Below are 12,290 nucleotides of genomic sequence, written 5' to 3'. Positions count from 1 at the left end.
GGAATGAATAGTTTTTGAGGAATAAACCAATGACAGAACGTGTAAATGTAGGCGAAGCCATCGCGCGTGTTTTAGAAGCACATCAAGTAGATAGTATTTATGGCGTTATTTCAATTCACAATTTACCAATTGCTGATGCAGTCGGTCGCCGTGAAAAAATCCGTTTCGTAGCGGCACGAGGTGAAGCAGGTGCAGTGACGATGGCAGATGGTCATTCACGCTTTAAAGGTTTGGGTGTCGCTTTAACCAGTACAGGTGCGGGTGCAGGGAATGCGGTCGGTTCATTGATTGAAGCGATGAATGCAGGTAGCCCAGTGTTACATCTAACTGGTCAAGTTGAACGTGAATATTTAGATCGTGATGCAAGTTTCATTCATGAAACCAAAGATCAGCTCACCTTCTTACGTGCATCAAGCAAAGCCGCTTTTCGTATTACCAGCCCTGACAATGCTGTAGGTATTATTCGTGAAGCGATTCGCGTAGCCACTACAGTACCCATGGGGCCTGTCAGTGTTGAATTACCGATTGATGTTCAAGCAGCTGAAATTGATCTACCACTGAATCTAGGTCCAGTCAAAGCACTTGAATTGCCTCAAGCAGATCAAGTTGAAGTTGATTTGATTGTTGATGAGATTAAGAAAGCTAAACGTCCAATTTTTTGGATTGGCGGCGGTACGCTGAATAGTGTCGATGAAGTCAAAGCCATTGCTGACTTGGGGATTCCAGTGGTGTCTTCAACCCATGCGCGTGGTGTATTGGCAGATGATCATCCACGTAGCCTAGGTGCATTCCATAACTCTGCAGGCGTTGAGCAACTTTTAAAAGATGCCGATTTGTTGGTTGTGGTCGGTTCGCGTTTACGCAGTAATGAAACCAAAACCTATTCAGTGCAGTTCCCTGAAAATATTATTCAGGTCGATGCCAACCCTGTCGCACAGCAACGTAATTACAAAATTCGTAATTTCATTTGTGGCGATGCCAAAGATGTGTTGCAACGTGTTCTCACAGGTTTAGCAGGCATGTCTAAAGTCGATGCGGAATATGATGCAGCCGTAGTTCAAGCAAAACAGGCTGCAATAGATGCCTTACGTACACAACTTGATCAATATGCATTAATTTGTGATCACCTTCGTGCAGCATTGCCACAAGACGGCATATTTGTGCGTGATATCACCATGTCAGGTAGTACATGGGGAAGCCGTTTATTCCCAGTACAAGCACCAAACCAAAATATTCACTCTTTAGCAGGCGCAATTGGTTTAGGTTTAGCAACCGCAATAGGCGCTTCGATTGCCAATCCAGACAAGAAAGTGATTGGTTTGGTCGGTGATGGTGGTCTGATGCTAGGTATCGGTGAAATTGCCACGATGGCGCAAGAAAATACCAATATGGTACTGATGATCATGAATGATGGTGGTTATGGGGTGATGCGTGGCATCCAAAAAAATTACTTTGGTGGTCGTCAATATTTCAATGAATTACATACACCTGACTACAAAGTTCTAGGTGAGGCGATGGGCGTGAAAAGCTGGAAAGTCGGCAGTGCAGAGGATTTTAAAACAGTCATTCAGCAGGCAGTTGATTTCCAAGGACCAAGCGTCATCGAATTGGATATGCATTCAATTGGGCCACTGAATTTTGCAGGTCCGCCACAAAAGAAATTGTATTAATCCATCGCAGCATTGCTAGGTAAGGCTGCTGAAAAATGATTTGTAGGCAAAATTTTTTGTCTACAAATCGATAAAAACTATGTTTTACAGGTAAAACAAAAACAGAGCCAACAGGATGGTTGGCATCAAAGCGAAGGAACATGATATGAAAAAGACAATGATGGTCGCGATGCTTACTGCATGTTATTTGGGTACAGCATCTCATGCATTTGCACAAAGTTCGGCACTAGAATGGAAAAGTGAAGATGGGACAGATTCTGTCAAACTTGGTGGTGTAGTGCGTTTAAATCAACGTTACGAAAACTGGGAGGGGCCGAACGGTGGTTTTGGAAAACTCTATTTTGATATTTTTAGAGTCGATCTGAAAGGCAAGTTTGATGATGCCTATTTTAATGCCAGTTACCTCTTTCAAGATCAAGGTAAGCGCTCGATAGAAAAAGCCTATGTGGGTTATCATTTGGATGAACATAACAGCATAGAAGCTGGTTTTGTCTATAAACCCTTTGCAATTTATCCTTATCCACAAAATGGTTGGACTTATCACATTCCATTTTTCTTGGGTTACGGTAATAACATTGCTCCAGGTTTGAATTGGAATTTTCAGAATAAAGACTGGGACATGAAGCTCGGTTATTATCCTGAAATGCTGGCAACCAATCTTCGTTATTCTCCTGAAAGTGCCACCTATGATGATTTAGCTGACAATGCATTCCCAATACAACAAGGCTATCAAAATGAAAAACGTCATCAAGTGAATACAAGGATTGTTCGTAAGTTAGAAACCGAATTTGGCAAGCAAGAGTTTGGTGTATCAGGTGCTGTTGCTCAGTTACACAATAAAATTACTGATAAAGATGGTAAGTATTATGCAGTAGGGCTGCATAGTAACAACAACTACAAACGCTTTAATTTACAAAGCTCGGTAATTCATTATCAATATGATGCGAAAAATCCAGATGGTGTAAACAATGATATGACACTGATGGGTGCGAATGGTTTCACCCCTGCTTATTTTATTGCTTCTGAGGCTACAGTAGCCAGTCTAAATTTGGCTTATACCTTACCCGTTCAAGACATGGGGAAACTCAAAGCAATCCGTTTCTACAATGATTATAGTTACTTAGACAAAAAACGGGATGATTGGTCTGATTCGCAAATGAATACCACAGGGATGATGTTTATTGCTTCGCCATTTATGGTGTGGACTGATTATACATGGGGCAAAAACGCCAATATCATTGGTGGTGCAACCAATGCCACAGGCTTTACTTCAACAGTCTCTTCCAATAGTGACAAATGGCTTTATCGCATTAACTTAAATATTGGATTTAGTTTTTAAATCTTCATAAATTTTGATCACAAACAAAAAAGCAAAGCCGAGGCTTTGCTTTTTTATGATTGAATTGCCAGCTTAAATTTTGCTAATCAATTCATTAATTTGTTTTGCTTGTTCAGCAGCGTTACCTGTATATGTTGCTGGGGTAAGTTCTGCTAAACGCGCGCGTTCATCTGCTGGTACTTGTAATAGTTCATCACCATTCACAAAATCAACCATCATGTCGCGTGTCATTGCTTGACCACGCGTCAATGCTTTTAATTTCTCGTATGGTTTTTCAACGTTATAACGACGCATAACGGTTTGAATTGGCTCAGCAAGCACTTCTTGCGCTTGGTCTAGATCTTCATTAATACGCTGTGCATTCAGCTCAAGTTTACCAACACCTTTTAGGCATGCATCAAAAGCAATCAAGCTTTGTGCAAAACCAACACCCATGTTACGGAGTACAGTTGAGTCAGTTAAGTCACGCTGCCAACGAGAAACAGGAAGTTTTTCACCGAGGTGACCCAACACTGCATTGGCAATACCTAAGTTACCTTCAGAGTTTTCAAAGTCAATTGGATTCACTTTGTGTGGCATCGTTGAAGAACCCACTTCGCCATCTTTTAACTTTTGTTTGAAGTAACCAAGCGAGATATAACCCCAAACGTCACGGTTAAAGTCGATCAAGATGGTGTTATAACGACGTAATGCATCAAACAATTCAGCCATATAGTCATGTGGCTCAATTTGCGTAGTGTATGGGTTGAATGCCAAGCCTAAAGACTCAACGAATGCTTGTGCATGCACTGCCCAGTCAATTTCTGGATAAGCAGAAAGGTGAGCATTATAGTTACCAACCGCGCCATTGATCTTGCCAAGTAATTCAACATTTTCAAATTGCTTGATTTGGCGCGCTAAACGATAAGCAACGTTAGCCATTTCTTTACCCAAAGTGGTTGGGCTAGCAGTTTGACCATGGGTACGAGACAACATAGGTTGTTCAGCATGGGTGGTTGCCAAAGCTGAAATCGCATTTAAAAGTTGCTTCATACTTGAAACTAAAACTTCACGACCATTTTTAAGCATCAATGCATGAGACAAGTTGTTGATGTCTTCTGATGTGCATGCAAAGTGAATAAATTCACCTGCATTTTTGAGTTCATCAATATTCGCAATTTTTTCTTTAAGGAAATATTCAACTGCTTTTACATCGTGGTTAGTGGTGCGTTCGATCTCTTTAATGCGGTTGGCATCTTGCTCAGAGAAGTCTGCAACAATCGCATCTAAAGCGGCATTGGTTTCAGCAGAAAATGCTGGAACTTCGATGATTTCTGCACGATTTGCCAGTGCTTGTAACCAACGCACTTCAACTGTGACACGAGCGTGGATTAAACCAAACTCAGACAAAAAAGGGCGTAGTGCATCGCATTTGCTTGCATAACGTCCATCAAGTGGTGAGAGTGCGGTTAAAGCATTCATACAGATTCCTTAATCTTGGAATAAACATAAAAATAAATTCGTTGTAGCATCGGTTTAAACCACCTGATACTGCAAACGAGCGAGAGCTTGAATATCGTGCAATAACTTACGTTTGCTAAAAATCATACCCCATGAACTGCCACCGAGTTGTCGCCATAAGTGTGCAAGCTGTATGCCGGTAAACAGGCAAGCTCGAATGCGATTGGTATGGTTCATATCTTTGAAGGCTTCAGCATTGCCACGGACTAAAATGCGTGGATTAATTTGACCCGCAGTTTCAACATAAGTTTGCGCTAAACTGGCAATAATACTTGGGTGTAAATAGTTATTATCGAAAAAAGACAACTGTTTTAAGATTTTTTGTTGTGCTTTTTCAATGATTTTTACATATTCTGGGTTGCTATAAACTTTCTTTTCTAACTGCAATAGTGCCATTGCATAAGACATTGGAAGTTTGGCAGTGCCCAGTTTAGGAACTCTTGATTTAGGTGCGGTATTAAAAGGCTGAGTAATACAGCCTTCTAGGGTTTTTAAGCCCAATGAAATATCAGCGAGTTGATTAAAAAAATCTAAAGTCTGCGTTGCACTATTACTGGCGGGACGAATATTTAAACTGGCTTTGATCAGTAGTTCTAAATAGAAATTACCACTGTCACCAATACTTTGTTGACCTGCCATCGCCGTCATATGCGTAAGCTGAGTTGCCTGAAAGACAGCCGCCAATGCCAAAGCACGGTTTTGTCTAACATTCAACGCTTGAGTGGGCTGAAAGGGGAACTCCGCCATGCTTCGCTTCCAATGTCCTTAAATAAAATCTGGCTGAGGTGCATTGGTATGGTGAATAACACCACCGCCTAAGCAGACCTCTCCTGAATAAAACACCACACTTTGCCCAGGAGTAACGGCTCTTTGTGGTTCATCAAATTCAACACGAATTCCATTTTCTGTCTGTTCATCGCGGTAAATTGTACATGCTTGATCCGACTGACGATAACGTGTTTTAGCAGTACATCGGAAACCTGTGCTCGGAATTTCCTGTTCGCCAGCAACCCAATCAATCGACTCACTCCAAAGTTGTGTACTTTGCATGAGTGGATGTTCGTGTCCCTGTCCAATCACCAGTCGGTTATTGGCAATATCTTTGTGTAATACGAACCATGCACCTTCTTGTACACCCTTCATACCACCAATTCCGATACCACCGCGCTGACCCAGCGTATAGTACATTAAGCCGTGATGTTCACCAACTTCTTTACCATTGTCTAAAACAATTTTTCCAGCTTGAGCAGGGAGGTATTGTTTTAAGAAATCACTAAAACGACGCTCACCAATAAAACAGATCCCTGTTGAATCTTTTTTCTTGGCTGTAGCGAGATCTAGTTCTTCTGCGATTTTGCGTACCTGCGGTTTTTCAATTTCACCGACAGGGAACAAGGTTTTATTAATTTCACGACCATGAACTGCATGGAGGAAATAAGTCTGATCTTTATTATTATCTACACCACGTAATAACGGTGCATACGTTTCACCATGTGAGTTTTGCATCGTTGCACCGCGACGCGCATAGTGACCAGTTGCAATAAAATCTGCGCCAAGAGTCATCGCGTGATCGAGGAAAGCACGGAATTTAATTTCTTTATTACAGAGAATATCTGGGTTAGGCGTACGTCCAGCCGCATATTCTGCTAAGAAGTGCTCAAACACACGATCCCAATACTCCATCGCAAAGTTTGCGGTATGAAGTTTGATCCCAATCTTATCTGCAACGGCTTGAGCATCAGCCAAGTCTTCTAGTGCTGTGCAATATTCCGTACCATCATCTTCTTCCCAATTCTTCATGAAAAGACCTTCAACTTGATATCCTTGTTGAAGTAAAAGCGCGGCAGAAACAGAGGAATCTACACCACCAGACATACCGACGATGACACGTTGTTGCATAGGATTAAGCATCCAAATGAGGGGTTAATGAGGGAGAGAAAGGGTGCTCATAAATAAGCGATAAAGGATATTTTTTGCCAGCGAGGGCATCTTGAACAGCTTTTAAAACCAATGGGCTACGCGCACGTGCTGATTCTTGTAGTTCATCTACATTCATCCATACCGCAGCAACGATGCCTGTATCGAGTTGCGCATTTTCTTCAACTGAAGTGACATGCGCCAAGAAGCAAAAACGGTAATAGGTACGATCAGGAAACATCGGTGGCGTATAGGTATAAATACCGAGTAAGTGATCAACTTCAACATGATGACCTGTTTCTTCTAAGGTCTCACGAATTGCTGCCTGGATAATGGTTTCATCACATTCAACATGACCAGCAGGTTGATTAAACACGGTATGTACATAGCCCTCGCTGTGTTCTTCGACAAACAAAAAACGTCCGTCTTTTTCGACTACAGTGGCGACTGTGACATGAGCTGTCCAAGCGGTCATAGAAAGCACCATAATTTTAAAAAATGTATTCTACAAAATTTGTGAGTTTTTGGCTATGGTGAAGTTTTTCATTTGGGCACAATGATTTCAGGTTGAATTTTAAGTTTTGCTGCTTTTCGTGAGAATTTTTTATCGTCAAATGAATAGATTTTTTCACAAGTCGAATAACTTACTAAATGTATAGCATCAGCAAAGTCCAGGCCCTTTTCATAATATTGTAAGGCTTGGTTTATATTTACTTCGTCTTCAACCTTGATATGACTTAAGGTTGATATATGTTCAAACACACTGGAAATTTGTTGACGATTAAATTGATAAAATCCACGCATTACCCATTCAAACTCTAATAATACTGTTTTTGCAACGTATAGTTGTTCAGTCGACTCAATGATGTCTTTTGCCAGTAATCGCTGCTTTTGCGCTTCGTTATCTGATTGATCTTCTATGTAGTAACGGGCAAGAATATTAGTATCTAAGCCAATCATTTTGATAATAGACTCGCAACATCAAAATCTACAGGAACAGGGGTTTTATTCGATTTGAGCATGCCAAAACCCGTATTTGATCTATTTTCATTTTTTGCTTGTAGTGCTTGCTCTAATAGTTTTGCTAATTCCTCAGATTCAAGTAAGCCCGCTTGTTCTGCTTTTTTAACTAATTCATCAGGTAAATGAATGGTTAAAGATGTCATGTCACACCTCACGTTTAATTTTTATAAGAATTGTTGCTTATTTGATCATAACATAGTCTCTTTTATTAATGAGTTGCATCTTTATAATTATCCTTCACTTTCACATAGTTCTGCGCCGAATAAGGTAAAAATGCTTTTTCTTTATCTGTGAGAGGGCGGACTTGCTGTACTGGACTACCAACATACAGATAACCACTTTTTAAGACTTTACGGGGTGGAACTAAACTACCAGCACCGATCATCACATCATCTTCAATAATCACGTCATCTAGAACCACGGTATTAATCCCAATCAGGACGCGATTACCAATGGTACAACCATGTAAAGTCACATGATGCCCAACAGTCACATCTTCACCAATCACCAAAGGTGAACCGTTTGGTTTAGATTGATTTTTATGGCTGACATGCAACATACAATGGTCTTGCACATTACTGTTTTTTCCAATCTGAATTGAGTTTACGTCACCACGAATCACGGCAAAAGGCCAAACTGAAACATTCTCAGCTAATTTGACATCACCAATCACGACAGACATGTCATCAATATAACAGCTAGAATCAATATCAGGTGTTTGGTCTAAATAAGCGCGAATGTTCTTGGTCATAAGGGGCATCAACATAAAAGATAGCGGAATTATAAAATAAAAAAGCACTCGAACTAAATAGTCAGAGTGCTTAATTCACTTATTCAAAAATGAGGATTTAGAATAAGTTACCAAAGAATAATTTAATATGATCAATCATACGTGCAAAGAAACCTGCTTCTTCGATCGGTTTTAATGCAACAAGTGGTTTTTCAGCAATGACTTTACCATCAAGGCTAGCAACCAATTTTCCAATCACTTGACCCTGCGCCAAAGGTGCATTGAGTTGTGGCTGTACCACGAGCTGAGTTTTGATTTTATCAGCTTGTCCTTTTGGCATGGTGACATTGAAGTTTTCAGCTAAGCCAATTTGAACGTCATCTTCTTTACCAAACCAAACTTTTGCTTTGGCAATGGCTTGGTTAGCAGGCTGCACATTTGCAGTTTCAAAGTTTGCAAAACCCCAAGCGAGAAGGGCGCGAGTTTGACTGGCACGTTCGTTCATGCTTGGCGTGCCGAAGATCACCGAGATCAAGCGCATTGGACCACGTTTACTTGAAGTGGTTAAACAGAACCCAGCTTCATTGGTGTGACCTGTTTTTAAACCATCTACACTTGGGTCAGTGTAAAGCAAGGCATTACGGTTACCTTGTTTAATACCATTAAAGGTAAACTCTTTTTCCGAATAAATCGGATAGTACTTTGAGCTGTCCTTGATGATATGTTGCGCCAAGATCGCCATATCTTTTGCAGTCGAGTAATGACCTTCAGCAGGCATACCTGTTGAGTTGATAAAGTTGGTATTGGTCATGCCAAGACGTTTAGCTTCTTGGTTCATCATATGAGCAAATGTACCTTCATTGCCCGCGATATGTTCAGCCATTGCTTTTGATGCATCGTTACCAGATTGAACAATGATGCCACGCAGCATTTCAAGCACAGTTGCAGAACCATTTAATGGGACATACATACATGACTCGGCGCTACTACCACGGCACCACGCCGATTCGTTCATGCGGACTTGTTCTTCTTCGGTCAGTTTGCCTTGTAGTAATTTTTGTTCAATGATGAAACTGGTCATCATTTTGGTCATCGAGGCAGGCGCAAGTTTTTCATTTTCATTTTTTGCAGCGAGGATCTGACCTGTTTCATAATCCATTAATACATAGGATTTATTATTTAATTCTGGTGGAGCAGATAGGACAGTTGCTGCATATGAAAAGCTTGGCAAAAGTAGTAATGCAGCAATAGCGCTTTTTCTAGTCATTCTAGGTGGTTCCAATATCTTGTATGGTACGGATGAGCCTAGCATTTTAGGATAAAGCAAAGCCGACTTCTATGGGGGAAGTCGGCTTTTTCATACAGTATTGTAACTAAGACATATCGGGTACTTTTATTTGGTCATACCTGATACGTTGTTATGGTTATTTTGAATTAATAGTTTCGAACATCTTCGCAAATTTGACGATTCTTTTCATCAGCGGCAGCTTTGGCATCTTTACGTGCTTCGACGAGGAATTTTTGGAAATCTTTTGCTTTTGCCCGTTTATTGAGGGCGTCAACGGCTTTAGATTCTTTTGGTAAGTATTCTTTGACCAAGCGTTCATAGCCTTGCGTAAACTTCTTATCTTCGTCAATTAAACTTGGACAAATTTCAGAAAGTACATAAATTGCTGCTAACTCTTCTTGTGTTGTTGTTTGCGACATTGGAGTCACTTCAATGTTTTCTGACTCTTGTTTTGCATTTGCTGCATATGCAATCGGTGTTAAAGCACTTGAGGCAATAAGCAATGATAAACCTAGTGTTTTAAAAACATTTTTCTTCATAACAAACCAAACTCAAATTAAGACTTAAACGATTTGAATAACTTATAGCATAGAAGAAAAATAAAATTGTATATTTGCTGTAGGGAAAGTGGAGGGAATGTGGTTTTAAAGACTCGGTGTGTTAAACCACCGCAGCACTTTAATAATTGATTTATCTTCGAAAATTAAAGAGTTTAATTGCTAGGTTGAGTTGCTTTTGGTCTTGGCTTGACTTGTGATTTGTTCTATAACATGATTAAAAAACAATCAGAACATCACCTCTGATGAGACTAACTTTTCAGAATGTTTCAGCAGATGAGCAATCTAAATAATAAATTGTTGAAGTTACGGTCAACCTGAGCAAGCCGAGTCCTTCTTTTATAAGTAAACAAAAGTAAGCCTGTTTGCGATCATCGGAATGTGAATGAAAAAGGAGCAGGATATGACGACCAAATTTGAGGGCGGTATTGATATCGCATTGAAGCTACCACCACATCAATTCGAAGCGACTGTTGCTTTCTATCGTGATGTTATCGGTCTAAAGCAGATTACAGAAAAGGGAGCGGAGGTAGGCTTCGAATTCGGTCCAGTCAAATTGTGGATTGATATCGCACCAGAGATGAGCCAAGCCGAGATTCGGCTCGAATTATTCACGGATGATTTTGCTAAGGCGGCTAAACATCTTAGTGATGCTGGTGTTGTTCGTTGCGATGCAATTGAACCATTGCCAGAAGGCTTTCGAGGGGGATGGATTACAAATCCAGCCAACATTATCCATATGGTTCGTGAGCCAGATGCTTGGTAATTTCATTGTATTTTTAAGTTGCCAGACTTGAAATAAATGTGGTTTTAAACAGACCTCTATCATCATTATTTGCCCTTTTGTATTTCTCCTATGAGGTGAAATAAAAGGGATCTATGAAAGAAGTTTAATATTTAAAACCACAAATAGACGATACTTTTAATTACGCTTCAAAATCTACGACTTCTTGGCACACTGTCTTTTGCTCAGCTCGGTCAACTTCTTTTGCAGCCTCATGAGCATCTTTGAGCAAAGCTTTGAACTCGGCATCTTGCTGCAAGCTTCCAAGTGAAGCTGATTTGTCTGAATAGCCACTTAAATAAGAAGCGATGATTGTTTTAATGTTTTGGTCGAACTGGGCATTTTTACCGATCAATTTTGGACACATTTCGATCAGTACTTGCGCATTGGCGATATCATCTTTGATCAATGCATTTGCTTCTTGAGCTGAAACGGCTTCATTTGCATAAATTGCTTGTGCTGTTAAAAGTGAGAAAGCAACCCCAAAAACTCGAATAAATTTAGATAAATGTCTCATGATTGTATAAATTTCTAATACTATGAAGTAATAAATATATATAATTCAATGAATAATTCAATTGAAAAAACTGTGTAGTAGACGGGCTATTGACATGTTATCAATACATGGTTGAAGTAGCAGCAAGCCCTAATGAGAGAGACTGAATTTTAGTGAATATTTTGATTGCAAATGATGATGGTGTATTAGCACCAGGGCTTCAAGCATTGGCTTTAGCGTTAAAACCTTTAGGTCGAGTGGTCGTGGTTGCGCCTGAAAGTGAGCGTAGTGGTTATTCAAGTGCATTAACCTTAGATCGTCCTTTACGTCCTATTCAGATTTCCGAAGATGTTTGGGCGGTAAATGGCACACCTGCGGATTGTGTTTATTTATCCACTAATGGGCTTTTTGATTTTGAATTTGATCTTGTGGTCAGTGGTATCAATAATGGAGCGAATTTGGGGGATGATGTTTTATATTCAGGCACTGTGGGCGCAGCGTTTGAAGGGCGCTTAATGAAACATCCTGCTATTGCGGTATCACTCGCAGGAGCAAATGTACGCGCATACGACCACCCTCAACAATACGCACAAGCAGCACAGTGGGTGCATGATTTCATTGCTCAGGGTTTGCCAATTTTACCACCACGTCATATTTTCAATATTAATATTCCTGATGTTGAACAGATCAAAGGCACTCAAATCACCTATCAAGGGCGCAGGGCGCAGTCTAAACCGATTAGTAGTCATGTTGACCCACGAGGGCGTCAAGTCTATTGGATCGGTCTTGCAGGTGAGGCGGTAACTGATCCTCAACAAGCCTCGAGTCAGATCCAGTCAGACTTCTTTGCTGTTTCAAGTGGATATGTCAGTATCACACCGATTCAAATGGATGCAACCAATTACACAGTGTTAGACAATTTGCATAATCATGTGAATGGTAAATAACTTGAATGTTATAACTTTGTGAAGATCGTGCGTGAATGC

Annotated in this window: 14 protein-coding genes; 4 read left to right on the top strand and 10 right to left on the bottom strand. The window is 40.4% G+C overall.

Annotation, left to right across the window (positions count from 1 at the left end):
• Nucleotides 1-29: 29 nt before the first annotated feature.
• Together EAH57_RS00275 and EAH57_RS00270 are read left to right on the top strand one after the other, a co-directional pair.
• Nucleotides 30-1,670, top strand: a complete 1,641-nt coding sequence (locus EAH57_RS00275) for a thiamine pyrophosphate-binding protein (RefSeq protein WP_121928355.1) — start codon at nt 30-32, stop codon at nt 1,668-1,670.
• 145 nt (nt 1,671-1,815) lie between these two features.
• On the top strand, nt 1,816-3,009 hold the full coding sequence (locus tag EAH57_RS00270; RefSeq protein WP_121928754.1) for a hypothetical protein: 1,194 nt from the start codon (nt 1,816-1,818) through the stop codon (nt 3,007-3,009).
• Between the two features lie 72 nt (nt 3,010-3,081).
• Here the strand turns inward: EAH57_RS00270 and purB are convergent, their stop codons facing one another.
• From purB to EAH57_RS00225, 9 genes are all read right to left on the bottom strand, one after another.
• Nucleotides 3,082-4,470 carry an adenylosuccinate lyase gene (gene purB, locus EAH57_RS00265; RefSeq protein ID WP_121928354.1) on the bottom strand — a complete coding sequence of 463 codons (1,389 nt, stop codon included), beginning with the start codon at nt 4,468-4,470 and terminating at the stop codon, nt 3,082-3,084.
• A 54-nt stretch (nt 4,471-4,524) separates the two neighbouring features.
• A complete protein-coding gene (gene hflD, locus EAH57_RS00260) occupies nt 4,525-5,256 on the bottom strand; it encodes a high frequency lysogenization protein HflD (RefSeq protein WP_004671904.1) in 732 nt (243 codons plus the stop codon).
• Nucleotides 5,257-5,274: 18 nt separating this feature from the next.
• Nucleotides 5,275-6,408 carry a tRNA 2-thiouridine(34) synthase MnmA gene (gene mnmA, locus EAH57_RS00255; RefSeq protein WP_121928753.1) on the bottom strand — a complete coding sequence of 378 codons (1,134 nt, stop codon included), beginning with the start codon at nt 6,406-6,408 and terminating at the stop codon, nt 5,275-5,277.
• 4 nt (nt 6,409-6,412) lie between these two features.
• Entirely contained in the window at nt 6,413-6,901 is a 489-nt protein-coding gene (locus tag EAH57_RS00250) for an NUDIX hydrolase (protein ID WP_121928353.1), read from the bottom strand.
• A gap of 68 nt (nt 6,902-6,969) precedes the next feature.
• Complete coding sequence (locus EAH57_RS00245) at nt 6,970-7,386, bottom strand: type II toxin-antitoxin system VapC family toxin (protein WP_121928352.1); 417 nt, start codon at nt 7,384-7,386, stop codon at nt 6,970-6,972.
• The gene (locus tag EAH57_RS00240) at nt 7,383-7,592 is read right to left on the bottom strand and encodes a hypothetical protein (protein ID WP_121928351.1); all 210 of its coding nucleotides are present in this window, start codon (nt 7,590-7,592) and stop codon (nt 7,383-7,385) included. Before EAH57_RS00240 ends, EAH57_RS00245 begins: the two co-directional genes overlap by 4 nt.
• Before the next feature lie 65 nt (nt 7,593-7,657).
• On the bottom strand, nt 7,658-8,200 hold the full coding sequence (locus tag EAH57_RS00235; RefSeq protein ID WP_121928350.1) for a gamma carbonic anhydrase family protein: 543 nt from the start codon (nt 8,198-8,200) through the stop codon (nt 7,658-7,660).
• Nucleotides 8,201-8,297: 97 nt separating this feature from the next.
• Nucleotides 8,298-9,446 (bottom strand): D-alanyl-D-alanine carboxypeptidase PBP5/6, encoded by a 1,149-nt coding sequence (gene dacC, locus EAH57_RS00230; RefSeq protein ID WP_121928349.1) that lies wholly within the window; start codon nt 9,444-9,446, stop codon nt 8,298-8,300.
• Between the two features lie 167 nt (nt 9,447-9,613).
• Nucleotides 9,614-10,006, bottom strand: coding sequence for an MCR_0457 family protein (locus EAH57_RS00225; RefSeq protein WP_121928348.1), 393 nt, complete (start codon nt 10,004-10,006; stop codon nt 9,614-9,616).
• Between the two features lie 421 nt (nt 10,007-10,427).
• On the opposite strand from EAH57_RS00225, the gene EAH57_RS00220 reads away from it, so the two are divergent.
• Nucleotides 10,428-10,790 carry a hypothetical protein gene (locus EAH57_RS00220; protein ID WP_121928347.1) on the top strand — a complete coding sequence of 121 codons (363 nt, stop codon included), beginning with the start codon at nt 10,428-10,430 and terminating at the stop codon, nt 10,788-10,790.
• 160 nt (nt 10,791-10,950) lie between these two features.
• Here EAH57_RS00220 and EAH57_RS00215 read toward each other — a convergent pair whose 3' ends face one another.
• Entirely contained in the window at nt 10,951-11,325 is a 375-nt protein-coding gene (locus EAH57_RS00215; RefSeq protein ID WP_121928346.1) for an MCR_0457 family protein, read from the bottom strand.
• A 152-nt stretch (nt 11,326-11,477) separates the two neighbouring features.
• On the opposite strand from EAH57_RS00215, the gene surE reads away from it, so the two are divergent.
• A complete protein-coding gene (gene surE / locus EAH57_RS00210) occupies nt 11,478-12,251 on the top strand; it encodes a 5'/3'-nucleotidase SurE (protein ID WP_121928345.1) in 774 nt (257 codons plus the stop codon).
• Nucleotides 12,252-12,290 lie beyond the last annotated feature (39 nt).

The organism is Acinetobacter sp. 2JN-4 (assembly GCF_003687745.1).
GTDB classification, from domain to species: Bacteria; Pseudomonadota; Gammaproteobacteria; order Pseudomonadales; family Moraxellaceae; genus Acinetobacter; species Acinetobacter halotolerans.
The sequence above is the reverse complement of the archived record's forward strand: the minus strand, read 5'-3'. Positions and strand labels throughout refer to the sequence as shown.